The 26537-nt window shown below is 53.7% G+C and carries 25 protein-coding genes; 19 read left to right on the top strand and 6 right to left on the bottom strand.

Going from position 1 to position 26537, the window contains the following annotated elements:
• The first annotated feature begins 105 nt into the window (after positions 1-105).
• From DCX48_08365 to DCX48_08325, 9 genes are all read left to right on the top strand, one after another.
• Entirely contained in the window at positions 106-723 is a 618-nt protein-coding gene (locus DCX48_08365; GenBank protein ID QXE14512.1) for a methylthioribulose 1-phosphate dehydratase, read from the top strand.
• Entirely contained in the window at positions 720-1409 is a 690-nt protein-coding gene (mtnC, locus tag DCX48_08360; GenBank protein ID QXE14511.1) for an acireductone synthase, read from the top strand. The genes DCX48_08365 and mtnC overlap by 4 nt, the downstream gene beginning before the upstream one ends.
• Entirely contained in the window at positions 1406-1951 is a 546-nt protein-coding gene (locus DCX48_08355) for an acireductone dioxygenase (GenBank protein ID QXE14510.1), read from the top strand. Before mtnC ends, DCX48_08355 begins: the two co-directional genes overlap by 4 nt.
• A 582-nt stretch (positions 1952-2533) precedes the next feature.
• Positions 2534-4561 carry a type VI secretion system tip protein VgrG gene (locus tag DCX48_08350; GenBank protein ID QXE14509.1) on the top strand — a complete coding sequence of 676 codons (2028 nt, stop codon included), beginning with the start codon at positions 2534-2536 and terminating at the stop codon, positions 4559-4561.
• 1 nt (position 4562) lies between these two features.
• Positions 4563-5288 carry a DUF4123 domain-containing protein gene (locus DCX48_08345; protein QXE14508.1) on the top strand — a complete coding sequence of 242 codons (726 nt, stop codon included), beginning with the start codon at positions 4563-4565 and terminating at the stop codon, positions 5286-5288.
• Positions 5285-5803, top strand: a complete 519-nt coding sequence (locus DCX48_08340) for a hypothetical protein (protein ID QXE14507.1) — start codon at positions 5285-5287, stop codon at positions 5801-5803. The genes DCX48_08345 and DCX48_08340 overlap by 4 nt, the downstream gene beginning before the upstream one ends.
• Positions 5804-5921: 118 nt before the next feature.
• Positions 5922-6443: a hypothetical protein gene (locus DCX48_08335; protein QXE14506.1), complete on the top strand. Its 522-nt coding sequence runs from the start codon at positions 5922-5924 to the stop codon at positions 6441-6443.
• On the top strand, positions 6440-8155 hold the full coding sequence (locus tag DCX48_08330) for a hypothetical protein (protein ID QXE14505.1): 1716 nt from the start codon (positions 6440-6442) through the stop codon (positions 8153-8155). Before DCX48_08335 ends, DCX48_08330 begins: the two co-directional genes overlap by 4 nt.
• Positions 8156-8194: 39 nt before the next feature.
• The gene (locus DCX48_08325) at positions 8195-8461 is read left to right on the top strand and encodes a type VI secretion system PAAR protein (protein ID QXE14504.1); all 267 of its coding nucleotides are present in this window, start codon (positions 8195-8197) and stop codon (positions 8459-8461) included.
• Between the two features lie 59 nt (positions 8462-8520).
• Here the strand turns inward: DCX48_08325 and mtnA are convergent, their stop codons facing one another.
• Positions 8521-9549 carry an S-methyl-5-thioribose-1-phosphate isomerase gene (gene mtnA / locus DCX48_08320; protein ID QXE14503.1) on the bottom strand — a complete coding sequence of 343 codons (1029 nt, stop codon included), beginning with the start codon at positions 9547-9549 and terminating at the stop codon, positions 8521-8523.
• A gap of 118 nt (positions 9550-9667) precedes the next feature.
• Between mtnA and DCX48_08315 the strand changes: the two genes are divergently transcribed.
• Positions 9668-10870 carry an S-methyl-5-thioribose kinase gene (locus DCX48_08315; protein ID QXE14502.1) on the top strand — a complete coding sequence of 401 codons (1203 nt, stop codon included), beginning with the start codon at positions 9668-9670 and terminating at the stop codon, positions 10868-10870.
• Positions 10871-10943: 73 nt separating this feature from the next.
• Here the strand turns inward: DCX48_08315 and DCX48_08310 are convergent, their stop codons facing one another.
• Both DCX48_08310 and DCX48_08305 read right to left on the bottom strand, forming a co-directional pair.
• On the bottom strand, positions 10944-11294 hold the full coding sequence (locus DCX48_08310; GenBank protein ID QXE14501.1) for an HNH nuclease family protein: 351 nt from the start codon (positions 11292-11294) through the stop codon (positions 10944-10946).
• Between the two features lie 98 nt (positions 11295-11392).
• The gene (locus DCX48_08305) at positions 11393-13840 is read right to left on the bottom strand and encodes an acyl-CoA dehydrogenase (GenBank protein QXE14500.1); all 2448 of its coding nucleotides are present in this window, start codon (positions 13838-13840) and stop codon (positions 11393-11395) included.
• 341 nt (positions 13841-14181) lie between these two features.
• Between DCX48_08305 and lpcA the strand changes: the two genes are divergently transcribed.
• Both lpcA and DCX48_08295 read left to right on the top strand, forming a co-directional pair.
• Positions 14182-14763, top strand: coding sequence for a D-sedoheptulose 7-phosphate isomerase (lpcA, locus tag DCX48_08300; protein QXE14499.1), 582 nt, complete (start codon positions 14182-14184; stop codon positions 14761-14763).
• 92 nt (positions 14764-14855) lie between these two features.
• Complete coding sequence (locus DCX48_08295) at positions 14856-15623, top strand: class II glutamine amidotransferase (protein QXE14498.1); 768 nt, start codon at positions 14856-14858, stop codon at positions 15621-15623.
• On the opposite strand, the gene DCX48_08290 is transcribed toward DCX48_08295, so the two are convergent.
• The gene (locus tag DCX48_08290) at positions 15594-16328 is read right to left on the bottom strand and encodes a murein L,D-transpeptidase (GenBank protein QXE14497.1); all 735 of its coding nucleotides are present in this window, start codon (positions 16326-16328) and stop codon (positions 15594-15596) included. The two genes, DCX48_08295 and DCX48_08290, sit on opposite strands and share 30 nt — an antisense overlap.
• A 393-nt stretch (positions 16329-16721) precedes the next feature.
• Entirely contained in the window at positions 16722-17495 is a 774-nt protein-coding gene (locus tag DCX48_08285) for a class I SAM-dependent methyltransferase (protein QXE14496.1), read from the bottom strand.
• Between the two features lie 242 nt (positions 17496-17737).
• Here DCX48_08285 and DCX48_08280 point away from each other — a divergent pair, with 242 nt between their 5' ends.
• Entirely contained in the window at positions 17738-18538 is an 801-nt protein-coding gene (locus tag DCX48_08280; GenBank protein ID QXE14495.1) for an XRE family transcriptional regulator, read from the top strand.
• 75 nt (positions 18539-18613) lie between these two features.
• Entirely contained in the window at positions 18614-19672 is a 1059-nt protein-coding gene (locus DCX48_08275) for a DNA polymerase IV (GenBank protein QXE14494.1), read from the top strand.
• A gap of 63 nt (positions 19673-19735) precedes the next feature.
• Here the strand turns inward: DCX48_08275 and pepD are convergent, their stop codons facing one another.
• Entirely contained in the window at positions 19736-21196 is a 1461-nt protein-coding gene (gene pepD / locus DCX48_08270; GenBank protein ID QXE14493.1) for a beta-Ala-His dipeptidase, read from the bottom strand.
• A 442-nt stretch (positions 21197-21638) separates the two neighbouring features.
• Here pepD and DCX48_08265 point away from each other — a divergent pair, with 442 nt between their 5' ends.
• From DCX48_08265 to proA, 5 genes are all read left to right on the top strand, one after another.
• Positions 21639-22097, top strand: coding sequence for a xanthine phosphoribosyltransferase (locus tag DCX48_08265; GenBank protein ID QXE14492.1), 459 nt, complete (start codon positions 21639-21641; stop codon positions 22095-22097).
• A 216-nt stretch (positions 22098-22313) separates the two neighbouring features.
• Positions 22314-23564, top strand: coding sequence for an esterase FrsA (gene frsA, locus DCX48_08260; protein ID QXE14491.1), 1251 nt, complete (start codon positions 22314-22316; stop codon positions 23562-23564).
• A 104-nt stretch (positions 23565-23668) separates the two neighbouring features.
• Complete coding sequence (locus DCX48_08255; GenBank protein ID QXE14490.1) at positions 23669-24043, top strand: sigma factor-binding protein Crl; 375 nt, start codon at positions 23669-23671, stop codon at positions 24041-24043.
• A 123-nt stretch (positions 24044-24166) separates the two neighbouring features.
• The gene (locus DCX48_08250) at positions 24167-25270 is read left to right on the top strand and encodes a glutamate 5-kinase (protein QXE14489.1); all 1104 of its coding nucleotides are present in this window, start codon (positions 24167-24169) and stop codon (positions 25268-25270) included.
• Between the two features lie 10 nt (positions 25271-25280).
• A complete protein-coding gene (proA, locus tag DCX48_08245; protein ID QXE14488.1) occupies positions 25281-26534 on the top strand; it encodes a glutamate-5-semialdehyde dehydrogenase in 1254 nt (417 codons plus the stop codon).
• Positions 26535-26537: the final 3 nt, after the last annotated feature.

Genomic DNA, 26537 nt, shown 5'->3' with positions numbered 1-26537 from the left:
GGACGTTTAAATGGCTAAATGCCTTTGCGTGCTAAGACATAATGAAAAGATCTAAACCTTGCAACTGTATGCTTTGAAACAGAAAGACCAAAAACGGGAAGCCTCATGACTGAAAATCAACAATTGACGGCGCTGGTTGCGGCCTGCCACTGGATCGGCGAGAAAGGCTGGTGTCCGGCGACGGGCGGCAATATGTCCGTGCGGCTGGATGACGCGCAGTGTCTGATTACCGAATCGGGTAAAGACAAAGGCAGCCTTCAGACAGAGGATTTCCTGCTGGTGGATATTGCCACTAACCATGTGCCGAGTGGCCGTACGCCGTCGGCGGAAACGGGGCTGCACACGCTGCTGTATCGCCGCGAACCGACTATTGGCGCTGTGCTGCATACGCACTCGGTGAACGCGACGGTGCTGTCCCGGGTGGAGAAAGGCGCTGAGCTGGTGCTGCACGGCTACGAAATGCAAAAGTCGTTGGCGGGGCAGACAACTCATTTGGATCGTGTGGTGATCCCGATTTTCGATAACGATCAGGATATTCCAGCGCTAGCGCAGCGAGTAACGGAGTTCGCTAGCCACACGCCGCTACGCTACGGTTTTCTGGTGCGCGGCCACGGTCTTTACTGCTGGGGTGCGACGGTGAAAGAAGCGCGTCGTCATCTAGAAGGGTTAGAGTTCTTGTTCCAGTGTGAATTGCAGCGTCGACTGCTGGAGGCTAAAGCATGATTAAGGCGATAGTCACTGATATTGAAGGCACCACCAGCGACATCCGTTTTGTTCACAGCGTGCTGTTTCCTTATGCTCGCGAGCGACTGGCCGATACGGTGCGACAGCACGACAGCGATCCTGAGATCGCACAGGTGCTGAACGCGCTGCGTCAGGAGTTAGCTCAGCCTGATGCAGATAGCGATACACTGATTGCCGCGCTGAATCAGTTTATGGATGAAGACCGTAAATCCACGTCGCTGAAGTTGCTGCAGGGCATTATCTGGCGTGCGGGCTACCGTAACGGCGATTTTCAGGGGCATCTGTATCCTGAAGTAGCGGCACAGCTCGCCGCGTGGCAGCAGCAAGGCCTGCACCTGTATGTTTACTCATCGGGTTCGGTGGAAGCGCAGCGGTTGCTGTTTGGTTACAGCAACGCGGGCGATCTGCGCCCGCTGTTCAGCGACTATTTTGATACCCGCGTCGGCGCGAAGCGGGAGACTGATTCTTATCGCACGATTGCACAAGCCATCGGGTTGCCTGCTGAGCAACTGTTGTTCCTATCGGACATTCGTCAGGAGCTGGATGCCGCGCAGGAAGCCGGTTGGCACACCTGTCAGCTTATTCGTGATGACGCGGATAGCGTAAGCCGTCACCGTCAGGCGGCTCGTTTTGACCAGATCGACTTACCGGAGTACGCCCAATGAGTGGATTAACCATTTTTAGCGACAGTGATGCAAGCCAGCCGATTTGGCAAAGCCAGGATGCCGATGCGATTCAGAAACAGCTGAACGATATCGGTGTGCGTTTTGAGCGCTGGGAAGCCAGTCAAAAACTGAGCGACGCGCCGTCCTCCGAGGAAGTGCTGGCGGTGTATCAGCATGAAATCGATAAGCTGGTGGCAGAAAAAGGTTACCAAAGCTGGGATGTGATCAGCATGCGTTCGGACAATCCGCAGTGTGCGGAGCTGCGCACCAAGTTTTTATCCGAGCATATCCATCACGAAGATGAAGTGCGCTTTTTCGTGGAAGGCGCGGGACTATTCTGCCTGCATCTGAACGGCAAGATTTACCAGATTCTGTGTGAGAAGAACGATTTGTTGTCTGTACCGGCAGGTACGGCACACTGGTTTGATATGGGGCCAGAGCCGCATTTCACTGCCATCCGCCTGTTCGATAACCCGGAAGGCTGGATCGCCCATTTTACCGGCGATAAGATCGCGGATGTATATCCGAAGTTGGAGTGTTAGCGCGTAGGGGGCTATGCCCTTATTCCATGAATAAAAATGGTTTATACCCTAAATAATTCGAGTTGCAGGAAGGCGGCAAGAGAGAGAATCCCGATGAGCTTACTCAGGTAAGTGATTCGGGTGAATGAACGTAGCCAACGCACATGCGGCTTGAAGTATGACGGGTTTATCAATAGGTTGAGAACAGGGCGAATGCCCTGTTCTCATATGATGATTGAGTCTTTTTGATTCGCTATCTAATTTATTCAAAATGATATTATTTTAATATTAATCAATGTGTTTACTTGGTTTTAGGCCTTTTTTTGCGCGATTAGCACTATGAACATCTTGTTATCCTTTATGCGTATTTTCTTAAAAGGAATAGCGTCAAGGATGCCACATGGAACATTTTCATCACTCTTCACACCGCCTCAACCCTGCGACCTTCTTGTTTCCCACGACGTGAACATACCGAATCGCTGCTCGATTTAAATGCTCTGCGCTTTTCACCTGCGTGGCATTTTTGCTCATGTGGCGTTTAGCCAGGATGGCGCATGCGGTAGCCGTGGCGGCAGAGCGAGAATAAAAATAAGGAGAAAGCCGATGGCAAACAGTACAGGATTACAGTTCACCGTAAAGGTTGGCGCGCTGGAGGCAGGCACCTTTGCGGTGGTGGATTTCAGGCTGGATGAGGGGTTGAACCGGCCTTTCAGCCTGTCACTGAGTCTGGCGAGCGCGTTGCCGGATGTGGATTTCGGCGCGGTGCTGGATCAGCCGTGCGAGCTGATGATTTGGTATGAAGGTGAACTGAAGCGTCGTGTCAGCGGCATTATCAGTGGGTTCACGCAGGGCGATACCGGATTCCGGCGCACGCGCTATCAGGCGGAAGTGCGTCCGGCGCTGTGGCGGCTGGGGCTGCGTACCAACGCCCGCATTTTTCAGGCGCAGAAGCCGGACGCGATTATCGGCGCGTTGCTGGAAGAGGCGGGTATTACCGACTACGCCTTTGCACTGCGCCATGAGCACGCGGTGCGGGAATACTGCGTGCAGTATCGGGAAAGCGACCTGGCCTTTATCACCCGTCTGGCGGCGGAAGAGGGATTGTACTTCTTCCACGAGTACGAGGAAGGTAAGCATCGGGTAGTGTTTGCCGACGATGCGGGGGCGCTGACCAAAGGGTCGGCGCTGTTCTTCAATCTGGCCACGCAGGGGCTGAGTGAAGGTGAATATGTCCGGCGTTTCCACTACGCGGAGCGGGTGAGCACCGCCGAAGTCGAGCTGAAAGACTACAGCTTCAAGACACCGGCTTACGGCCTGTCGCACAAGAAGATGAGCGGCGAGCTGGCACACCAGCGTGAAAGCTATCAGCATTACGACTATCCGGGGCGCTACAAACAAGACCCGAGCGGCAAGGCGTTCAGCGACTATCGTCTGGATGCGCTACGGTCAGGCGCAGTAACCAGCGAAGGGGAATCCAACTGCGCGGGGCTGATGCCGGGTAATACCTTTACCCTGACGGAGCACCCGAATGCGGCGCTGAATGCGGTGTGGCAGACGGTGAGCGTGACGCACGTCGGGCAGCAGCCGCAGGCGCTGGAAGAGGAAAGCGGCGGCGAACCGACGACCATGAGCAACAGTTTTGCCGTGGTGAAAGGCACGACGACGTGGCGTGCTGCCATGCCCTACAAACCGATGGTGGACGGCCCGCAAATCGCCACCGTCGTCGGCCCAACGGGGGAAGAAATCTACTGCGACCCGTATGGTCGGGTAAAACTGCAATTCCCGTGGGATCGCTACGGCGCGAGTAACGACCAGAGTTCCTGCTGGGTGCGGGTCAGTCAGGGCTGGGCGGGCGGTCAGTACGGCATGATTGCCATCCCGCGTATCGGCCATGAAGTGATCGTCAGCTTCCTTGAAGGCGATCCGGACCAGCCGATTGTCACGGGGCGTACTTTCCACGCCACTAATCCCTCGCCGTATCCGCTGCCTGCCAATAAGACACGAACCGTGCTGCGCACGAAGACGCATCAGGGAGAAGGATTTAATGAATTGCGCTTCGAGGATCAGGCCGGTCAGGAGGAGGTTTATATTCACGGGCAGAAAGATCTCAAGGCGCTCGTTGAGAACGATGTGGTCTGGCACATCAAACATGATGCCCACACGGAGATTGATAATGAGCGAGTCACCCGCGTTAAAGCCAACGATCACCTGGCGGTGGAGGACGAGAAACGTGACCACGTGAAAGGAGCTCTCTCGTTGACCGTTGATGCGTCGATGCATCAGAAACTGGGGCAGGCTTTGCTGGTCGAGGCGGGTGAGGAAGTGCATGTAAAAGCGGGGGCTAAGGTGGTTCTTGAAGCGGGCGCGGAGCTGACGCTGAAAGTCGGAGGAAGCTTCGTGAAGATCGATCCCAGCGGCGTGACGCTGGTCGGCCCCAGCATCAAGATGAATTCAGGCGGCAGCCCGGGTTGTGGCTCTGGTTGGGCAGGCCAACTGCCCTCATTACCAGGAACGGTTGAGGTGATTGCGCCGCCCCAACTGCCCAAAATACCACCCCTTGAAAAACCGGTCTGTATTCCCTGTCTGCTGCGTGCCATGGCGCAGGGCGATGCGTTAATACAGGGAGAATAAGATGCTACCTGAAACTATCTGGCACCGGGGTGCCTGTATCGCTCTGCTGGAAGGGGCGAATCTCACCGCTGAACAGCGCGAGCAGTTGAGCAAAAATCCGTTTTTACCGCTCTATTTTCATGATGACTTGTTTGAACTGATCAATCTGGGTCCCTGGCTTTGGCATTGTCCACCAGAGGACGAAAGATTACTGGCGACGCTTGTTCAGCAGGGGCTCGTGGTTGGCCTGTTGGAAAGCGACCAATCCCTTAGCGCTTTGCAAAAGCAACTGGCTTTGGGTGTGAGGGTGATTGAACCCGCAGGGCAATTTAGCCAATTGCTGCGGTTCTATACACCGCACGCGCTGCCTCTGCTTGTTGAACAGCACGATGCCCCGTGGCTCGGTGGGCTGTTTGGCGGGATCGACCGCTGGTGGTTGCGAGAATGCGACGGCAGTTGGCGTGAGCTGTCTTTGTCGATCCCGCCGTCGGAGCCGGTTCTGGTCAAACTGACGCCCGCATTGTATCAGGCTTTACAAGGATCGACTGACGAGCATCGCCTGCTCGCTCTGTGGCAAGAGGGGGATAGCATCAGACATTTCCCACCCTGTGAAAGAATGAACATGGTCCGCAAGGCATTGGCGAAAGCCGAGCAGGCTGGTGCGACAGAGTCTCAAGGACGGTTGTGGGCATTAGCCTATCTGGAAGGTGGTCAGCAAGCGTTGGAAGAACAAAAGGGACGAACATGAGCGTGGCAAGCGGTTTAACAAGAGCAATTTCGGGGCTGATAACGGCGATATGGCAGATATTACCGCGCTGGGGGCGGTGGCTGGCAAGCATTCTGCTGGTGCTCTGGCTGGGCTGGACGTTCCTGATTCAAGAACGACACGGCGGGGCGTCAATTGTCGTTATGTCAGTAATGGATCGCCCCATTAGCTATGCTTTTGTCAACGGCAATATGGGAGGGAATACCTTTGCGTTTGATGGACTTAACACTAGCGGCGGTACAGCAGGTCCTTATCGTATAGACGGGAATACGGTCAAGATAGATTGGGAATTGGATATGACTGAAGAACAGGAAAAAGCGGGGTATCAGTTTGAAAAACACACAATTAATTTACCTATGCCTAAACGACAGAAAGGCCAGGATGATTTTTGTGTACTGTTCTTACCAGATAACAAGTTGGTCGTGCGTTGGGTGAGCAGTTGCTATCTTGATATGGATGATGTTATTGCCCCCTATCGCACAAGGAGAGGACGATGAACGATTGGGATGATCTGGAGTGTCGCGTTGCGCGTGAAGAGAGCCGTCATCAGGCAGGCACGATGGCTACCCGACGCATGACAAGGAAAGTGAACCAGCAAGAGCCAAAGGGACAGTCATGAGTGCGGCAAACGGTTTGGTAAAAGCAATTTCGGGATTGATAACGGCGATATGGCAGATCTTGCCGCGCTGGGGGCGGTGGCTGGCAAGCATTCTGCTGGTACTTTGGCTGGGCTGGACATTCCTGATTCAAGAACGACACGGCGGGGCGTCAATTGTCGTCCATTCGGTGGTCGACCGCCCCATTAGCTATGTGTATGTCAATGGCAATATGGGAGGGAATACCGATGCATTCGATGGGCTTAACACTAGCGGCGGTACAGCAGGTCCTTATCGAATAAATGGTGACACTGTTAAGATCAAATGGGAACTTGCGATGACCCGCCGACAATATGATGAGCTTGGCTATCGTCCTGAAATTCATACTGTCGTCCTACCCATGCCTAAACGTGATAAGGGCAAAAATGATTTTTGTGTACTGTTCTTACCAGATAACAAGTTGGTCGTACGTTGGGTGAGCAGTTGCTATCTTGATATGGACGATGTTATTGCCCCTTATCGCACAAGGAGAGGACGATGAACGATTGGGATGATCTGGGGTGTCGCATTGCCCGCGAAGAGAGCCGTCATCAGGCAGGGATCGGCACTTGTTCTCTGGCGTTACAAATAGGCTTCTTCTTTGATGGCCTGAAACGCAATATCAATGTGGATGAAGAAAGCCAGCGTCTGACTAACGTAGGCCGTTTGTTTCGTGCCCATCCGGAAATAATTTTGGCTGAACTCACCTCTTCATATTCGTATTCCAAAGTCTATATCCCCGGTTTAGGTACCCCGCTGGAAGATACGCCCTCTGAAAGGCTGGACAGTATTCTGGATGCCAGACAGCAGGCGCTGCCTGAGGATTATGCCGATGCGCTGGTTGAACAGGGGAAAGAAACGGCGGTCGATACCGTCAAGGGCGTTTTCAAAGGGGACTGGAGCCAGGTGCTCGCCAATAAGCTGGGCGACTTAGTGACCATGAAGAGTGGTTTCGATGCCACGGTGTCTGCGGCCAAAAAGGCGGCGAGCCGTGCACTGCTCGAAGCGACCGAACCGATTCGGGATAACCCGATCGTGGCTGAATTGTTGATGACCGGGGTCGATGCGCGAGTGGATTTGGCTAAAAATAAGTTCAAAAAAAATCTGGCAGATATCAAAAAAGCAAACCAACTGCCCATCAAACTGATCCAGATTTCGGTATTCGGTGCCGATCTGGGTGCCGCGTTGGCTCGACGCTTTATCGACGAGTTACTGGAGTCGGTCTGTAGCAAAGTGGGAAATGAATACCGCTACGCAGACAGTAAGGTCGAGGTGGTTTTTGCTGGCCTGTTCGACTGCACGCGCCGTAGTTCGATGGATATGGGGGATACCGTGGCTTCTGCCTCTGACGGAGCGGGGCTGCTTGCCCGTCATCCCGCTGTCGGGATTTTTACCACGGCCTTTGGCGCGAAAGTGATTGAATTCGACAAGCCCCTTCACCCCGCCGTCAAAAACGCTCTGCACCTGATCGCGGCACATGAACGGCGAGAGTATCGCCCTCTGTTGCCCTTGGGGCCGCTACGGTCCGGCTGGCGTGAAGTGCTCTGCCCCGGCATCAGTGAAGATGTGACGGGCGGGCTGTTACCCGACGAACAGCGCCCCAGTGCCGAACTGTGTCGGGTGCCACTACGACAGATGTATGAAACCGCACGTCGGGCTCAGGTGCCTTTTCCTAACTTCTCCATCCTCGATGCTAAAAACCCACGAGTAGCCCAGTATTTCATCATGCAGGATAGCCGGCTGGGCTATTCCGTGAAGGCATACAGCGAGTTCTACAGCAAATGGGTTGGGAAAATGAACCCGACACCGGAAGTGTTCGAACTGCACATGATCCACTACTGCTTTTGGCTGGGGGAAAAATTGCATGACTATAAAATACTCCGCCAAAACGTGAGCGGAAGCGAACGCGATAAACTCAACGCGCAGTGGGGCTGGTTAATACAGGTCGGGCGCGATGCGGAAAATGTGTTGAGAAGCAGGGGACTGCGTCGGCAGATGTATCAAGGGGCCAATTTGGTGAAGTTCTTTGATGGTGCTAAGCGGGTGCCGCGTGAGGCGGATATCTTCTTCAATTATTTTATGCACGACTTTGCATCAGAGGAACTCAAGTTCGCTACCCTGAACGAGCAGGCGAATACGATGTTGAGGAACAATAATTTCTTCGTCCCACGTGGGATAGAGAGAGTCGCTGCCGATGACGACGTTGCAGCATGATCGTTGCAAACCTGACTATTGAGAGAAAAGGAGTAAAAAATGGGTAACGCCGTTAAAGTAGGCGATAGCGATACGGGGCACGGCAGTCATCCACCGACGCCTGTCGCTTCAGGCTCATCAACGGTTAAGGTTGACGGCATGCCGTTGGCCCGACAAGGCGATCCTTTGGCTCCTCACGGCCATGAGCGGAGCATTAGCAGCGGTTCATCCAGCGTACTCGTTGAGGGTAAACCCGCGGCGAGAACGGGTGATGCAGTGAGCTGTGGTGGCGTGGTGATGGGCGGGGGAACCGTTACCATTGGATGATAGATTCGCCGCGTCCGTGCGGCCTATCCTGAGTCTTTTGTCGATAGGTGGGGTTGTCGTTACGCCAACGCCGCTTTAAATATCCCTTCTTGAACGTCCTGTGGCGTGACTACGCCGGTGTCGAGTATCCAGCCGCTGATTAATGCGGTGGGGGTGACATCAAACGCTGGGTTGTAGACTGATGCATTCTGCGGTGCCCACTGGCAGTGGCCGAAGCTGCCGGAAACGCCAGTGACTTCGGCGGCGGCGCGTTGTTCGATAGGAATTGCCCGACCGTCTGGACACGCCGGATCGTGCGTGGTGTGCGGTGCCGCAACGTAAAACGGAATCTGGTGATAGTGCGCCAGCACCGCGAGACTGTAGGTGCCAATTTTATTGGCGACGTCGCCGTTGGCGGCAATACGGTCTGCGCCGACCCAAATCGCATCGACCTGACCCTGCGCCATCAGGCTGGCAGCCATCGAATCACAGATCAGCTGATAGGGAATGCCTAATTCACCCAGTTCCCAGGCCGTGAGGCGTCCGCCCTGTAGCAGCGGACGAGTTTCATCGACCCACACTTGCGCCACTTTCCCCTGTTGGTGTGCACGCAGCAGCACGCCGATGGCGGTGCCGATGCCCGCGGTTGCAAGACCGCCAGTGTTGCAGTGGGTTAGCAAATGGCTGTTTGGCTCCACCAGCGCAGCGCCATGATCGGCGATGCGTTCACACAGCGCGCGATCTTCTTCTACCAATCGCAGCGCTTCCTGCACCAGTGCAGCGACAAACTGCGGCTGTGCCAGCGCCAGCTTCATGCGATCCAAATTGTTCATCAGGTTGACGGCGGTAGGACGCGATGCCCGTAGCGTCTCCAGCGCTTGTGCCAGTTCGGCCTGCGATAAGCCTCTCTCCGCCAGCAGCGCGAGCAGCAGGCTGGCAGACAGGCCAATGAGCGGCGCGCCGCGTACCCGCAGCGTCTGGATATGCTCAACCAGTGATGCGACATCCGGGCAAGGGCTCCATCTTTTTTCTTGCGGTAACGCCTGCTGGTCGAGGATCCACAGTTGGTTATCTACGATTTTCAGGCTGGTTGTGTTAAGTGTCTGCATAGGTCGTTAAATCCATGTTGCATCGATATTCGTATTCTGCCAAGATGCCTGATAGATGTATAGACGTCCGAACGTTTTTATGTCCGTATCTTGAATTTAAGAATAGCGAGGAGTTGGAATGTCACTTTACCGCACTTTTACGGCGGATGACGCTGTTGAATATGCCCGCCAGTACGGCGGTGTCAGTCAGCCGCAAACGCTGGTAACCGCAGAAGAGATCGGCGATGGCAATCTGAATCTGGTGTTTAAAATTAAAGATGAAGCGGGCATCAGCCGGGTGATTGTTAAACAGGCGCTGCCCTACGTACGCTGTGTCGGGGAATCCTGGCCGCTGACGCTCGACCGCGCCCGTATTGAGGCCGAAACGTTGCTGACGCACGCGCGCTTTTGTCCGCAGCATACCGTGACCGTGCTTTATCACGATCCCGAACTGGCGGTGATGGTTCAGGAAGATCTCTCCGATCATCGCATCTGGCGCAGCGAGTTGGTTAGGGGGGCGGATTATCCTCAGGCGGCGGCGCAGTTAGGGGAATATCTGGCACAAACGTTATTCCATACGTCTGATTTCTATCAGCACCCGCATGAGAAGAAAGCAGCGGTGAGCCAGTTCACTAACCCTGAACTGTGTGAGATTACCGAAGATCTTTTCTTTACCGACCCTTATATCGATCACGAAAGAAATCAGTTTGATGCGGCGCTGACGCCGGATGTGCAGACATTGCGTGACGATCGAGCGCTGAAGCTTGCGGTTGCTGGGCTTAAGCACCGCTTCCTGAGTAAAGCGGAAGCGCTGTTGCACGGTGACATCCACAGCGGATCGATCTTTGTGGCGGAAGGGCGCTTAAAGGTGATTGATGCTGAATTCGGTTTCTACGGGCCGATGGGTTTTGACATCGGCACCGCCATTGGCAACCTGCTGCTGAATTATTGCGGCCTGCCGGGGCTGTTAGCCCCGCGTGAGGCGGCGGCAGGGCGTGAACGGCGTCTGGAAGATATCCGTACGCTGTGGCAGACCTTTTCCGCACGTTTCCTGGCACTGAGCGAAAGTGACTGCCGCGAACCGGCGCTGGCGGAATCGGGTTATGCCGCGCTGTTTTTACAGCAGGTTTGGCTGGATGCGATTGGATTCTGTGGAACCGAACTGATTCGCCGCACGATTGGGCTGGCGCACGTTGTGGATCTGGACAGCATTCAGGAGACGGATGCCCGTCTGGCGTGTCAGCGTCATGTTCTTTCGCTGGGCAGGACGTTGGTGCTGGCAGCCCCGCATATTGCAGATGTGGATGCGCTACTGGCGCGTGTACGACAGAGCGGTGCCTAATTAGGCACACTATTCTATGACCCGCTCCCGTCAACGAACCGGATGGGAGCGGCAATCCGATGATGTCTTATCTCTATTTCTTCCCTTTATTCATCATGGCCTGTAAATCCGCGAAAGGATTATGCGTGGCAACCCCAACATCCTTCTGCGCATCTTCACCTGCAACGACGGTCGAACCGTACATATCCGCATCGGTATATTTCGAATGCTCATGGTCGTGACAGTAGAGGCACAGCATTTCCCAGTTACTGCCGTCTTCCGGGTTATTGCCGTGATCGTGATCGATGTGGTGAACGGTTAATTCACGCAGGTTGGAATAGACGAATTCGCGTGAACAACGACCACACACCCACGGGAAAAGTTTGAGCGCTTTTTCGCGGTAGCCGCTTTCGAGTCTGGCGTAGTTCTTGGGGATGTAAGCCATGTGTAGGGTTTCATTCAGAAGGAAAGATGACGTCGATTTTACAACTGATGAGTATGTAAAGGAAAGATCAGGCCGCCATATTGGCGGCCTGATTCTATTTATGCTGCTTCGGTTTTTCTTTCCGACTGCGGTACGGACGTGGGCTTGTTGGCGGCCAGTGCGTCGAACGCAAAGTCATCCACATTAATAGAACGTAAGCGGCTGGCTTCGGCTTTGGTCAAAATGCCCGCTTCTTCTGCGGTAATCTGACCTTCGATCAGCGCTTGCTCTGCCAGTTGATCCAATCGCATGAATGGCAGCGGTTTATCGCTGGCCTTCGACAGGCGTTGGTAAATCGGCTCGGCTGCGATGATATCCCGCAAGGCTTCTTCCAGCAGCCCGACAGGGTTGTGCTCACTGGCAGCCAGATATTGGCCGCGTCCCAGACGACTGCGCGTTTCCGATGGCGTTTGCAGAATCTTCGCGACCTCATGGTCGAGGCGATCAGATGGCGCAGGGCAGCGTAGACCCAGTGGGAAGATAATGAAGGTCAGCAGCCCTGCCACTACGCGATTCGGGAAATTGCGCAGTAGATCGTCCAGCGCCTGCTCTGCCTGATGCAGACTGTCCTGCACGCCCCAGTGCACCAGCGGTAGATCCGCTTTCTGACGTCCTTCGTCCTCATAGCGTTTCAGCGTCGCAGAGGCTAAATAGAGCTGGCTGAGAATATCCCCTAAACGTGCCGAGATACGCTCACGACGCTTCAGGCTACCGCCCAGTACCGCCATCGACACATCCGCTAGCAGAGCGAGATTCGCGCTGAGTCGGTTGAGCTGTTGGTAGTAGTGGCGCGTTTTGTCGTTCACCGGCGCACTGCTCAGGCGGCCATTGGTTAAACCAAGCCAGAAGCTGCGCACCTTGTTACTGCCGACATGGCCGATGTGCCCAACCAGCGCACGGTCAAAGCGTGGCACATCGTTGTCCTGCGCGGCTGCCATTTCTTCCAGTACATAAGGATGACAGCGGATTGCACCTTGGCCGAAGATAATCATACTGCGCGTCAGGATGTTCGCCCCTTCCACGGTGATGGCAATCGGTGCGCCCTGATAGCTGCGCGCAAGGAAGTTGGACGGGCCGAGACAGATACCTTTGCCCCCGGCGATATCCATCGCATCCAGCACGCTGCGCTGACCACGGTGGGTACAGTGATATTTGACGATAGCGGAAAGCACCGCCGGTTTTTCACCCTGCATGATGCCGCTAGTAATCAGCGTTGCAGCGGCATCCATCACGTAAGCGTTACCCGCGATACGTGCCAGCGGTTCTTCGATACCTTCCATCTTACCGATGGAGATTTTGAACTGACGGCGGATATGGGCGTAAGCACCGATGCCGAGGGCAATCGATTTCAACCCGCCGGTGGAATTGGACGGTAGCGTAATGCCGCGCCCAACTGACAGGCACTCCATCAGCATACGCCAGCCCTGACCTGCCATCTTCGCACCACCAATGATGTAATCCAGCGGAACAAAAATGTTCTCGCCCTGCGTCGGCCCGTTTTGGAACGGAATGTTCAGCGGGAAATGGCGGCGGCCGATTTTAACGCCGTCGGTATCCGTCGGAATTAACGCACAGGTAATCCCTACGTCATCCTCATCACCTAGCAGGTGGTCGGGATCGTACAGCTTAAAGGCCAGCCCGAGCACGGTGGCGACCGGCGCGAGTGTGATATAGCGTTTATTCCAGGTCAGGCGCATGCCCACGACCTGTTCCCCGTGCCAGTTGCCGTAGCAGACAATGCCGGTATCGGGAATCGAGCCCGCATCAGATCCGGCCTCCGGGCTGGTCAGCGCAAAACAGGGGACTTCCTGACCGCGTGCCAGACGTGGCAGGTAGTGATCTTTTTGCGCTTCTGTACCGTAGTGTTGCAGCAGCTCGCCGGGGCCGAGTGAGTTGGGAACGCCGACGGTGATCGCCACAATACTGGAGACGCCCGACAGTTTTTGCAGCACCTGCGCTTGTGCATAGGCGGAGAATTCCAGCCCACCGTATTGCTTTTTAATGATCATGGCGAAGAAACGATGTTCTTTTAAAAACGCCCACAATTCCGGTGGAATATCGGCACGTTCATGGGTGATTTCAAAGTCGTTAGCCATTCGACAGGCTTCTTCAACTGGCCCGTCGATAAACGCCTGCTCTTCAGCCGTCAGCTGCGGGCGTGGGTAGTTATGCAGCTTTTTCCAGTCTGGCGCGCCGCGAAATAGATCGCCTTCCCACCAGGTTGTTCCTGCATCGATCGCTTCTTTTTCCGTGTTCGACATCGGCGGCATGACCTTCTGGAACATGCGCAGCGCGGAAGCGGAAACCAGCTTTTGACGCACGGCGGGAACCGTAATCGGAATCAGCAGAATCACGAGCGGAACCATCAGCCAGATGGGCCACAGCAGCATGGCGGACATGGCGGCGAAGTAGGCCAGCAGGATGGCGCTGCCGAGCAGCAGACTGAGCCGATGGTAAAACATCGCTCCGATGATAATCAGTAGGAGGAGGATACTGACAGCAACCATAACGTGTCTCCAGCATTGTGATCGAATTAAGGGTTTCCCCCCTTCCACCGAGTGATAGTGGAAAGCGAGAACCGTTTCATTAGTGAAATAAGGCGTAAGAGGTCAATGTTGTAAGAGGTCTGACCTGTTGCTTATATTTGTTGTAGTTTATCTGATTATTTTTATCAATTCGTTTACATCATAATTACAACTCACTTCACAAACCGAGCGGCAGTCGTAAGTTTTCTGACGGGCATCAGCGATCCTCTCGATCCCGTGATTACGCGCTTCTCGCTATTTGTTCAATCCGCTACACTGCATGCAGAAGATGATACTGTCACCAGACAAAATGAGAGGATTCCATGTACCAGGATTTAATCCGTAGTGAACTGAAAGAAGCAGCAGAAACACTGAATAATTTCTTGAGTGATGATGCAAACATTCAGTCGATTCAAAACGCTGCGGTACTGCTGGCTAACGCTTTTAAAGCGGGTGGTAAAGTGATTTCCTGCGGTAACGGTGGCTCACACTGTGATGCGATGCACTTTGCCGAAGAGCTGACGGGTCGCTACCGTGAGAATCGTCCGGGCTATCCGGCCATTGCGATTTCCGATCCAAGTCACCTGTCTTGTGTCAGCAACGATTTTGGCTACGATTTTGTCTTCTCCCGTTACGTTGAGTCGCTGGGACGTGAAGGTGATGTGCTGCTGGGGATTTCCACTTCTGGTAATTCTGGCAATATCATTAAAGCGATTGCTGCGGCAAAAGCGAAAGGCATGAAGGTCATTACGCTAACGGGGAAAGACGGCGGAAAAATGGCGGGATCGGCCGATGTGGAAATCCGTGTTCCGCACTTCGGTTATGCCGACCGTATTCAGGAAATCCATATCAAAGCGATTCACATCCTGATTCAACTGATTGAAAAAGAGATGGCGGATCAGTAAGCCGCATTAATAGGCTCCACATAGTTCGAGTTTCAGGTCGCCAACGCATAGGCAACTTGAAATATGACGAGAAGGGAAGGGTAGGAAGTCAGATGTGTGAACTGCTGGGGATGAGCGCGAATGTACCGACGGATATCTGCTTTAGCTTTACTGGGCTGATACAACGCGGTGGGAACACCGGGCCGCATCGGGATGGCTGGGGAATTACCTTTTATGAAGGGAACGGCTGTCGTACGTTCAAAGATCCGCTGCCAAGCTATAACTCGCCGATTGCCCGACTGGTGCAGGATTACCCGATCAAATCCTGTGCGGTGATTTCACATATTCGACAGGCAAATCGCGGCGCGGTGTCGCTGGAAAATACCCATCCCTTTACTCGCGAGCTATGGGGGCGAAACTGGACGTACGCCCACAATGGGCAACTGAAAGGTTACCATTCGCTTAAGACGGGTATGTTTCGCCCTGTCGGCCAGACGGACAGCGAATTTGCTTTCTGCTGGCTACTGTCCCAACTGTCCGAGCGCTATCCGCGCACGCCGGGTAACTGGCCTGCGGTATTCCGTTATATTGCTAAACAGGCGGATGTCCTGCGTGAGAAGGGCGTGTTTAACATGCTGCTGTCGGACGGGCGCTTTGTGATGGGATATTGCTCAACCAAACTCTACTGGATCACCCGCCGCGCGCCGTTTGGTAAAGCGACGCTGTTGGATCAGGATGTGGAGATTGATTTCCAGCAGCAGACGACACCCAATGATGTCGTCACCGTGCTGGCGACGCAGCCGCTAACGGGTAACGAATCCTGGCATCAGATTATGCCAGGTGAATTCGTTCTATTTTGTTTCGGCGAGCGCATACTTTAACGTCGGCTGGCTGGTCATTAACGGTGGATTAACGACGTATTGCCCGTTAAAAACCGTGATGGCCGGTGGCTGATTATGCTGATTAAAATAGGTGTACCCCGGCTGAAGCTGCTTCCAGAAGCTGGCGTAGGTAGAACTACGGTGGCGTTGCATGTTCTGTTCCGTCATGCGGAACGGATAGATGGCGATATCAATTTTCGCCTGACCGTGGCGTAGCGCCGCGTCGGCATAGCGATAAATCTCATCCATATAGTTGTTGGTCATGGCATAGCAGCCAACCGAGACACATTCACCGTGGATCATTAAATAGCGACCAGAATATCCCTGTGATTTATCATAGTCGTTGGGGAAACCGATATTGATCGCGCGGTAATATTGGCTGTCTGGCTTGAGCTGGCGCAAATCGACCTGATAGAAGCCTTCCGGGCTTTTTAAATCGCCTTCAACACGTTTTGGCCCTAATCCGCCCGAATATTTACAAATTGGATATTGTTCCAATAAACGATATTCGTTGCCGACTTTCGCATAAAGTTCGAATATTCGCTCTTCTTTAAAGATCTGAATATAGATCGGAGAGCCTAATAATTGCTGTTTTAATTCTTTTGCTATCGGCGCAAGCGGCGGTGCGATCTCGCTGGCGGCGCTGGTAACAACAAGAGAAGGCAAAAAAAACAACATCGCAAACGACAGCGCGATTTTTTGCATTATGGTTCCTGATAATAAAATTGCTGTGCTACACCCGTCATACTTCAAGTTGCATGTGCGTTGGCTACGTTCAGTCACCCGAATCACTTACCTGAGTAAGCTCATCGGGATTTCTTCTCTTGCCGCCTTCCTGAAACTCGAATTATTTAGGGTATACATGCGGCATCCCTGTAGCGCTACTGCTGTTATAGCGTAAATGTTGGGCGACCGTTATCGTTCTGTATTTCGTCGCCAAATAGATAACGACGAAAACGGAATCACATTATCATTGGTTTCATATTAATCAAGCGTTGAAAAGCGCTAAGAAATAACATTTACAAAAAACGGCCCGAAAGGATGCGGGCCGCCCAATTTGAGATCTTTTTTACGTCGCTAATGGCGGAGAAAAGCGAATCAGGCGCGGGTGGCTTCTATCATCATAATGTCGGTGACAAAGGAACCGTCTGACTGTACCTCAAAATGCTGTACAACCTCGTCCGCCAGTGTTTTCTGCAACTCGCGAATAGCGACAGTGAAATGTTCTGGCGTACGCATACGTGCGATCCAACTGCTGAATTCCAGCGTCAACCTGTCGCTGGTGACGTTACGCACGATAAACCCCGCTTCTGTAAACAGACTCAGCCATTCGCCCGGCGCGTAGTTGCGCACATGTGAGGTGTCGCGCAACTTCTCTACCGTCTGCAGATAGGTGTCCAACAACGGATGGCCGGGCGAAACGACATCCATCATGATCACGCGACCGCCCGGTTTCAGCACGCGCCGCATTTCACGTAATGCCTGCCCGACATCATGCCAGTGATGGGCGGAATAACGGCTGATGATGATGTCCGCACTGCCGTTATCGAACGGTAAAGACTCGGCTACGCCTTGTTGAACGCGGATATTGTTCAGTCCTTTTTGCGCAGCGGCCTGACTGACCACGTCCAGCATTTGGGATGACAGGTCATAGGCGACAACCTCCGCGACGGCCTGTGCGGCGACGAAGCTGGCATGTCCGGCACCGCAGCCAACATCGATCACGCGTGCCTGCGGGAAAGGGGCCAATAACGTGGCCAGCCGGGTTAAATCTTTGCCTTGCGCATGTACCGCGCTGGTCAGGTAGTTCTGCGCCTGTGAGCCGAACTGGTGTTCGACGCGACGATTATGATTCTGTTTCTCTTCCATTATTGCTCCCGCTTTATCTGAATTATTCTCGTTTCATCATGGTTAAATGGCGGCGCGCCTGCCAGTAAAGAAGACCTTAGTCTAGGAACACTATAATCAGGGAAAAATACGGGTACAATATGAGCATTTATACGGGTATAAAATACTCCCTGTTTGATTAGCACGTTTTTCATTAATGCCGCTGTCATCCATGCAACTGTCATCGTAAGTCACCTAGACGAACGAGATGAAAAGGACACTTGGTTATGTCTACAAATACGCTGATGTCTGCCAATTCTCTGAGTGGTCCAAAAGCGCTGGGGGCTTTCTTACGGGCGCTGCGTGAGCGGACAACGCCGGAAATGGTCGGTCTGCCTGCCTCTGGGCGGCGGCGCACCAGCGGATTGCGCCGCGAAGAATTGGCGCAAATCGCCCGAATCAGCACCACTTGGTATACCTGGATTGAGCAGGGGCGTGATGTGTCTGCTTCGGCCTCCGCGTTGACCCGTTTATCTCAGGCATTAAAACTGGAACCCGCCGAGCATGACTACCTTTTTAGTCTTGCTGGCGTTAAAGATCCTCTGAAGCAGAATAGGGCAACGTCGCTGGATGCACAGGTTGCCGCTAGCCTGCACCACATTGCTTGCCCTGCGTATCTTCTGGATGGTTGCTGGAATATGCTCGCGTGGAATGCGCCGTCGGAACAGCTGTTTGCCGGGTGGTTGGGAAACGATCCCGAATCGAATCTGCTGCGTTTCATGTTTCTTAATCCACTGGCACGATCGCTGGTGGTGGACTGGCCGGAACGAGCAAAGCGCGTGGTGGCAGAGTTTCGTGCGGAATCAAGTCACTACGCGCCAACTGAGTCCGTTCGGCAAATCGTGATGGCGCTGTGTGAAGAAAGTCGCGAGTTCAACCTCTGGTGGTCACAGCAGGCGGTAACCGCCCGTGAAGGCGGCGAACGACGTTTTCATCATCCTTTGCTTGGTGATGTGGCCTATCATCAACAGACTTTCCATCCTGCCGGACATGGGGAAGTTAAGCTGGTGATGCTCATCATGCAGTAAACACGGCAAGCATCGCGCAACTTGTCTACACTGACTTTGATCTGTATATTCATACAGTATCGTCAGAGGGCCAGTATGCGCAAAATCATTCATGTTGATATGGACTGCTTCTACGCAGCAATTGAGATGCGTGATAACCCGCGCCTGCGCGATATTCCTCTGGCGATTGGTGGAAGCGCCGATCGACGTGGTGTTATTAGTACAGCTAACTATCCTGCCCGACGCTACGGTGTCCGCAGTGCGATGGCGACGGCAACCGCACTGCGCCTGTGTCCGCACCTCACGTTGTTACCGGGGCGTATGGAGGTGTATAAGTCCACTTCGCGCCAAATTCGCGAGATTTTCTCCCGCTATACCTCATTGATCGAACCACTTTCTCTGGATGAAGCCTATCTGGATGTCACCGATAGCCCGCACTGCAACGGTTCGGCGACGCGGATCGCGGAAGAAATCCGCCGAACGATTGCGGATGAGCTGAATCTCACTGCTTCAGCAGGCATTGCGCCGATCAAGTTTCTGGCGAAGGTCGCGTCTGAGTTAAATAAGCCGAATGGACAATATGTGATTACACCGGAGCAGGTGGATGATTTCCTTCTCGCGCTGCCTCTGGAGAAGATTCCCGGCGTCGGGAAAGTGACGGCGAAACGGCTGGAAGAACGTGGCCTGCATACCTGTGCCGATGTGCGGGTATATGCGTTGGCGGATCTGCTTAAAGCGTTCGGCAAGTTTGGCCGTGTGCTGTGGGAGCGATGTCAGGGGATTGACGATCGGCAGATTTCACCGGATCGGCAGAGGAAATCAGTCGGAGTAGAGAAGACGCTGGCGCAGGATATCCACAACTGGGATCAGTGTGAAAACCTGATCGAACAACTTTATCAGGAGTTGGAAGTTCGTCTGAAACGGGTGAAACCCGATCTGCATATTGCGCGTCAGGGGGTAAAACTCAAGTTTGATGATTTTCAGCAAACGACGCAGGAACATGTGTGGCCGATGTTGAATAAACAGGATCTGTTGAAGTTGGCGCAACAAACCTGGCAGGAGCGGCGTAAATCCAGAGGCGTCCGGCTGGTTGGGCTACATGTGACGCTACTCGATCCGCAAATTGAGCGCCAACTGGTGTTTGATTGGGGATAATGGTGACTGGCTGGGAATAAAAAGGCGACGGATATCCGTCGCCTCGGTTTTACAGCAATACGATTAGGCGCGTGGTGGAATCGCTTTCAGCAGTTCTGTGAGCAATTTCCAGTACAGATCGACGCTGCCGATATGAACTTGTTCATCCGGTGAGTGCGGTCCGGTGATGGTCGGCCCAATGGAGACCATATCCATGTCTGGGTACGGTTTTTTGAACAGGCCACATTCCAGCCCTGCGTGAATCACCATGATGTTCGGCGTCTTATTGAACTGCTTCTGATACGTTTCGCGAACCAGCGCCATTACTGGCGAATGCGCATCCGGCTGCCAGCCTGGGTAGCCGCCTTTCGGTGACGTTTTCGCACCAGCCAATTGGCCCAGAGCTGTCAGCGTACCGACTACGGCGTCTTTACCGCTGTCGATCAGCGAACGAATCAGGCAGATAATTTCCGCATGATCGTCTTCCATGGTGACAACACCAAGGTTCAGTGAGGTTTCCACCACGCCTTTGACGTCGTCGCTCATACGGATCACGCCGTTCGGCGTCGCGTTGAGCAGCCCCAGCAGACGGTCGCGGCTGTCTTGCGTCAGTGGATGTTCGTTGCTGTCGTTGGCTTCCACCAGCACGGTCAGGTTTTTCTCAACCGCAGACAGCTCATTCTTCAACACGGCCAGATAGTCCTGGCTCAGCGTCTTCAACTGCTCGACATTAGCGGCAGGCAGTGACAGCGTTGCGAAAGCTTCACGTGGAATCGCGTTACGCAGCGTGCCACCGTTCAGATCGAGAATGCGGATATCCAACGCTTCCGCCTGCTCGAACAGGAAACGTGCCAGCAATTTGTTGGCGTTGCCCAGTCCCAGATGAATGTCGCCGCCGGAGTGGCCGCCTTTCAGTCCTTTAATCGTCAGCTTCAGCGTTTGGTAACCGGCTGGTGGCACTTCACGTACCAGCGGCAGACGGGTAATGAAATCAATACCACCCGCGCAACCCATGTAGATCTCGCCTTCTTCTTCCGAATCGGTGTTGATCAGGATTTCGCCCTGAAGCCAGTTAGGTTGCAGGCCAAACGCGCCATCCATACCCGCTTCTTCCGTCATGGTCAGCAGCACTTCCAGCGGACCGTGCTCGACGCTCGGATCGGCCAGCACCGCCAGCGCGGAAGCCATGCCAATACCGTTATCCGCGCCCAGCGTGGTACCGCGCGCTTTCAGCCATTCACCGTCAACGTAAGGTTGGATCGGATCGGTGGTGAAATCATGCACGGTGTCGTTGTTTTTCTGCGGCACCATGTCCAGATGCGCCTGCAACACGACAGGTTTGCGATTTTCCATGCCTGCGGTTGCCGCTTTGCGCAGCAGAATATTGCCAACCTGATCGCGCTCGGCATAGATGCCTTTCTCTTTAGCCCATTCCAGAATGTGCGCGGCCAGCGCTTCTTCATGATAAGAAGGGTGCGGGATAGAACAGATCTTGGCGAAAATATCCCACAGAGGCTGGGGGGAAAGTTGAGACAATTCAGACACTATTTCAGTCTCCTTTTTAGCACCCTACTTATACTCGTCATACTTCAAGTTGCATGTGCGTTGGCTACGTTCAGTCACCCGAATCACTTACCTGAGTAAGCTCATCGGGATTCCTTCGCTTGCCGCCTTCCTGAAACTCGAATTATTTAGAGTATATAAGGGCTAGAGGTTAAAAGTTGATCGCAGTTAGCCACGTAACGTGGCGTGTCACAAGAGAATATCATTTTCCATCAAAGCAGGGGAAATTGCCGTCGTCTCCTCTTACTTTTCTTGTTGCAATATGAATCAGCAGGCTTGGCAGGGGCAGGTTGTCAGGAAAAACTCGGTTCTTGCGTTGAGAAAAACTGGTTTTTATGTTGTTGGCTATCTATAATCTCGCGCAACCTTTTTCCCCCTCTCAGACTCAACTTAAGCCGGTTTTTATTCGGCTGGGATATATTTTATGAGCGAAAAGTACGTCGTAACCTGGGATATGTTGCAAATTCATGCCCGCAAACTGGCACAGCGTTTACTGCCTGCCGAACAATGGAAAGGCATCATTGCTGTAAGCCGCGGTGGCCTGGTTCCTGGCGCGCTGCTGGCGCGTGAGCTTGGCATTCGTCACGTTGATACCGTTTGCATCTCCAGTTATGACCATGACAACCAGCGCGAAATGAAAGTGATCAAGCGTGCCGAGGGTGATGGCGAAGGATTTATCGTGGTTGACGATTTGGTTGATACCGGTGGGACGGCAAAAGCGATTCGTGATATGTATCCGAAAGCGCACTTTGTGACCATTTTCGCCAAACCTGCTGGTCAGCCACTGGTTGACGACTACGTCATTGATATCCCGCAGGATACGTGGATTGAACAGCCGTGGGATATGTGCGTGGTATTTGTTCCGCCTTTGTCTGGCCGTTAATCGCCTGAGCGATAATTCAATCGATTTCCTGCAATGCCCGGTTTAGCCGGGCATTGTTGTTTCTACTCTCTTATGATTTCTGGCGTAGGCTTGATCCGATCGTGTCTTTCTGTCGTTGGCATTTGTCTTCCCTAGCCTGAGTTCGTTACACTTTAGCAGGTGACGAAGAAGTCGTCTGATGTCCGCTAACGGCGGTTCACATTAACGGAGGCTGCTGTGGCGCAAGCTAACCTGTCTGAAACGCTATTCAAACCATCCTTCAAACATCGAGAAACCTCGACGTTAGTCAGACGTACGCGACACGATCAGGAAACGCAGGGGCTGCACTCTACGCTGGAAGGAGAAAAGACCAGCAGTTGGTATCGGATGATTAACCGACTGATGTGGATTTGGCGTGGTGTCAACCCGTGGGAAATTGAAGACGTACTGTCGCGTATCGCCGCCAGCCAGGCTGACCGAAGCAACGAACAGTTGCTCGATACGGTGATCGGCTACCGAGGCGGTAACTGGATTTATGAATGGGCGAAGCAAGGCGCAGACTGGCAGCAGCGGGCAACAGAAAGTGGTGATGACGCGCAAACCGGACAATTTTGGTTGAATGCGGCCAACCTCTACAGCATCGCTGCGTATCCGCATATTAAAGGCGATGAGCTGGCTGAACAGGCGCAAACGCTGGCAAATCGCGCCTATGAAGAAGCCGCTAAGTACCTGCCTTACGAACTCAAAGAACTGACCTTTCCTATTGCTGGCGGCGGCACGCTGACTGGCTTTCTGCATATGCCATCGCAAGGAAAAGCCCCTTTTCCGACCGTCCTCATGTGCGGCAGCCTGGAAACGTTGCAGAGCGATTATCACCGCCTGTTTCAGGACTATTTTGCGCCAGCGGGTATGGCGATGTTGACGATTGATGTTCCCTCTGTTGGGTTCTCTTCCCGCTGGAAGTTGACTCAGGATTCCAGTTTTCTTCATCAGCAAGTCTTGCGTGCGCTGCCGGATGTCCCGTGGGTCGATCACTGCCGCGTTACTGCATTTGGTTTCCGTTTTGGTGCCAATATTGCTGTGCGTCTGGCTTATCTGGAATCACAGCGCTTACGCGGCGTGGCCTGTCTCGGCCCAGTGGTGCATCATCTGTTAAGCGATCCTAATCGCCAGCAGCAGGTGCCGGATATGTTTATGGATGTGCTGGCGAGTCGGTTGGGTATGCCGTTCTCAACGGATGCGTCGCTGAAAACCGAGCTTGGACGTTATTCGCTGAAAACGCAGGGGCTGCTGGGACGTCGCTGCCCGACGCCGATGCTGGCGGGCTATTGGGAGAACGATCTGCTATGTCCGAAAGAAGAGGCCAGCCTGATTGTGAATTCATCCGCACAAGGTAAGCTGATGCCGGTTAATTTCTCTCCGGTGTATCAGAATTTTGATCGCGCACTACAGCAAATTAGCAGGTGGTTGCAGGATAAAGTGTGTTGATCATGATGAATAAACACTTGAGCACTGAACAGTAACCTTATGCCAGGTGGTTGATAAATTGCCATTCTCTGCTAAAAAGAATGTTCAACCAGAGGAGATCGTAGATGATGTTACCGAGTGGACACCCCAAAAGCAGACTGATGAAAAATTTTACGGCGTTGGGGCCTTATATCCGTGAAGCGCAGTGCGAGGATACCGCATTCTTCTTTGATTGCCTGGCGGTTTGCGTCAATATCAAGCCAGCACCGGAAGAGCGTGAGTTCTGGGGCTGGTGGCTGAATTTGGAAGATACCGGGAAAGCCTTTTCCTATGAGTATCACTATGGTCTGTTTGATAAACAGGGTAACTGGCGTGAGGAAAAAATTAAGGGCAAAGCCGTGATTGAACAGGTAGAAAATGCCAAACAGGCTTTCCATGTTCGACTAGAGAAATTGCTGCGCTCACTGGAACCCGCCTGTACCCTCGTCGCACGACCGTGATACTTCCTTGACGATCCCCGATTTATTCGCAGGTTTTCGCGTTATGCCTGTTGGCATAACGCGCCTGTCCTGTTACAACGTTTTCCTTATTCTTATTTTTTGACATCCAACGGCAGAGAAATTATGAGCGGCAGCCAGACTTTGGTTGTGAAACTGGGCACCAGCGTGTTAACCGGCGGTTCACGCCGTCTTAACCGTGCTCACATTGTTGAACTGGTGCGCCAGTGCGCGCAGCAACATGCGGCAGGGCACCGGATTGTTATTGTCACCTCAGGGGCGATTGCTGCTGGGCGCGAACATTTGGGCTACCCCGAACTCCCGGCCACGATTGCAACCAAACAACTGCTGGCCGCCGTGGGCCAAAGCCGCCTGATTCAACTGTGGGAACAGCTGTTTTCCATCTACGGTATCCACGTCGGGCAGATGCTGCTGACGCGTGCGGATATGGAAGATCGTGAGCGTTTCCTCAATGCACGTGACACCATGCGGGCGCTGCTGGATAACAACATCGTTCCAGTGATTAATGAAAACGATGCGGTTGCGACCGCTGAGATCAAGGTCGGCGATAACGACAACCTGTCCGCGCTGGCCGCGATTCTGGCCGATGCGGATAAGCTACTGTTGCTAACCGATCAGGCGGGGCTGTTTACCGCCGATCCGCGTAATAATCCTGATGCGGAACTGATCCGTGAAGTGACCGGCATCAACGATGCGCTGCGCAGTATTGCGGGTGACAGCGTGTCTGGCCTCGGAACGGGCGGCATGTCGACTAAGTTGCAGGCTGCCGATGTGGCCTGTCGCGCCGGCATCGACGTGGTGATTGCCGCAGGCAGCAAACCGGGCGTGATTGGCGATGTGATTGCTGATATTTCCGTCGGAACACGTTTTCATGCACTGGATACGCCGCTGGAAAGCCGCAAACACTGGATTTTTGGTGCACCACCGGCGGGGGAAATCACCGTCGATGACGGCGCGCTTTCGGCGATCCTCGAACGCGGTAGCTCGCTGCTGCCTAAAGGTATCCGCACGGTAGAAGGCAATTTCTCTCGTGGCGAAGTGATTCGCGTGCGTAGCCTAGCGGGCCGCGATGTGGCGCATGCCGTGACGCGTTACAACAGCGATGCGCTGCGCCTGATTGCCGGACATCATTCTCAACAGATTGCCGAGATTCTTGGCTACGAATATGGTCCGGTGGCTATCCATCGCGACGATATGATTATCAATTAAGGAGTTCGCGATGCTGGAACAAATGGGTAAAGCGGCAAAAGCGGCCTCTTATCAACTGTCGGTCTTGAGCACGGCTCAGAAAGATCGTGCGCTGCTGACAATTGCAGATTTGCTGGAAGCTGAGAGTGCAACGATTCTGGCGGCTAACGCGCTGGATTTAGCCGATGCACGCCAAAATGGCATGAGCGAGGCGTTACTGGATCGTCTGCTTTTAACGCAGGAAAGACTGAGTGCGATTGCCAGCGATGTGCGCCAGGTGTGTCGCTTGACCGATCCGGTAGGGCAGGTGATTGACGGCAACATGCTGGATAACGGGCTGAAGTTAGAGCGTCGCCGCGTGCCGCTGGGCGTGGTTGGCGTAATTTATGAAGCGCGCCCGAACGTCACCATTGACGTGGCTTCCCTGTGCCTGAAAACCGGTAATGCGGTAATTCTGCGCGGTGGCAAAGAGACGTACCGCACCAATGCGGCTACGGTAAAAGTCATTCAGCAGGCGCTTTCGCAGTGTGGCCTGCCAGCTGCTGCGGTGCAGGCGATTGAAAGCCCGGATCGCGAGCTAGTCAATCAACTGCTGAAGCTGGATCGCTACGTGGATATGCTGATTCCACGTGGGGGCGCAGGCTTGCATAAGCTGTGTCGTGAACAATCGACGATTCCGGTGATCACTGGTGGTATCGGCGTGTGTCACATCTATGCCGATGACAGCATCGATTTCGACAAGGCGTTGACGGTTATTGAAAGTGCCAAGGTGCAGCGCCCTAGCGCCTGTAACAGCCTGGAAACGCTGTTAGTCAATCGAAGCATTGCCGAGCGTTTCCTGCCTGAACTGAGCAAGAAAATGGCGGCGTCGGGCGTTACGTTACACGCTAGCCCTTCAGCAATGCCTTACCTGACCGGTGGCCCGGCTAACGTCGTTGCTGTGGAAGACGCCAACTACAACGATGAATGGCTCTCTAACGACCTGAACGTCACGCTGGTGGACGATCTGGATGCGGCGGTTGCCCATATCCGCGAACATGGTACGCAGCACTCTGATGCGATTCTGACACGCTCCTTGAGCAATGCGGAGCGCTTCGTGCGTGAAGTGGATTCCTCAGCGGTGTATGTCAACGCCAGTACGCGCTTCACCGACGGTGGCCAGTTTGGTCTGGGCGCGGAAGTGGCGGTCAGTACCCAGAAATTGCACGCTCGTGGTCCAATGGGGCTGGAAGCGCTGACCACCTATAAGTGGATTGGTTATGGTGATGATTTGATTCGTGCCTAATCG

It is taken from the genome of Pectobacterium atrosepticum (assembly GCA_019056595.1).
In the GTDB taxonomy this organism is placed as follows: domain Bacteria; phylum Pseudomonadota; class Gammaproteobacteria; order Enterobacterales; family Enterobacteriaceae; genus Pectobacterium; species Pectobacterium atrosepticum.
Note: the sequence above shows the minus strand (reverse complement) of the source record. Positions and strands in the feature narration are given on the sequence as shown.

Bases quoted from the DNA above. Each gene is read 5' to 3' on its own strand.
- DCX48_08340 (QXE14507.1), top strand. From the start codon at position 5,285: ATGAGCGTGGCAAGCGGTTTAACAAGAGCAATTTCGGGGCTGATAACG.
- DCX48_08255 (QXE14490.1), top strand. From the start codon at position 23,669: ATGATGTTACCGAGTGGACACCCCAAAAGCAGACTGATGAAAAATTTT.
- DCX48_08345 (QXE14508.1), top strand. From the start codon at position 4,563: ATGCTACCTGAAACTATCTGGCACCGGGGTGCCTGTATCGCTCTGCTG.
- DCX48_08335 (QXE14506.1), top strand. From the start codon at position 5,922: ATGAGTGCGGCAAACGGTTTGGTAAAAGCAATTTCGGGATTGATAACG.
- DCX48_08265 (QXE14492.1), top strand. From the start codon at position 21,639: ATGAGCGAAAAGTACGTCGTAACCTGGGATATGTTGCAAATTCATGCC.
- DCX48_08305 (QXE14500.1), bottom strand. From the start codon at position 13,840: ATGGTTGCTGTCAGTATCCTCCTCCTACTGATTATCATCGGAGCGATG.
- DCX48_08365 (QXE14512.1), top strand. From the start codon at position 106: ATGACTGAAAATCAACAATTGACGGCGCTGGTTGCGGCCTGCCACTGG.
- proA (QXE14488.1), top strand. From the start codon at position 25,281: ATGCTGGAACAAATGGGTAAAGCGGCAAAAGCGGCCTCTTATCAACTG.
- DCX48_08250 (QXE14489.1), top strand. From the start codon at position 24,167: ATGAGCGGCAGCCAGACTTTGGTTGTGAAACTGGGCACCAGCGTGTTA.
- DCX48_08325 (QXE14504.1), top strand. From the start codon at position 8,195: ATGGGTAACGCCGTTAAAGTAGGCGATAGCGATACGGGGCACGGCAGT.
- DCX48_08315 (QXE14502.1), top strand. From the start codon at position 9,668: ATGTCACTTTACCGCACTTTTACGGCGGATGACGCTGTTGAATATGCC.
- lpcA (QXE14499.1), top strand. From the start codon at position 14,182: ATGTACCAGGATTTAATCCGTAGTGAACTGAAAGAAGCAGCAGAAACA.
- DCX48_08350 (QXE14509.1), top strand. From the start codon at position 2,534: ATGGCAAACAGTACAGGATTACAGTTCACCGTAAAGGTTGGCGCGCTG.
- DCX48_08280 (QXE14495.1), top strand. From the start codon at position 17,738: ATGTCTACAAATACGCTGATGTCTGCCAATTCTCTGAGTGGTCCAAAA.
- DCX48_08355 (QXE14510.1), top strand. From the start codon at position 1,406: ATGAGTGGATTAACCATTTTTAGCGACAGTGATGCAAGCCAGCCGATT.
- DCX48_08290 (QXE14497.1), bottom strand. From the start codon at position 16,328: ATGCAAAAAATCGCGCTGTCGTTTGCGATGTTGTTTTTTTTGCCTTCT.
- mtnC (QXE14511.1), top strand. From the start codon at position 720: ATGATTAAGGCGATAGTCACTGATATTGAAGGCACCACCAGCGACATC.
- mtnA (QXE14503.1), bottom strand. From the start codon at position 9,549: ATGCAGACACTTAACACAACCAGCCTGAAAATCGTAGATAACCAACTG.
- DCX48_08330 (QXE14505.1), top strand. From the start codon at position 6,440: ATGAACGATTGGGATGATCTGGGGTGTCGCATTGCCCGCGAAGAGAGC.
- DCX48_08275 (QXE14494.1), top strand. From the start codon at position 18,614: ATGCGCAAAATCATTCATGTTGATATGGACTGCTTCTACGCAGCAATT.
- DCX48_08310 (QXE14501.1), bottom strand. From the start codon at position 11,294: ATGGCTTACATCCCCAAGAACTACGCCAGACTCGAAAGCGGCTACCGC.
- DCX48_08295 (QXE14498.1), top strand. From the start codon at position 14,856: ATGTGTGAACTGCTGGGGATGAGCGCGAATGTACCGACGGATATCTGC.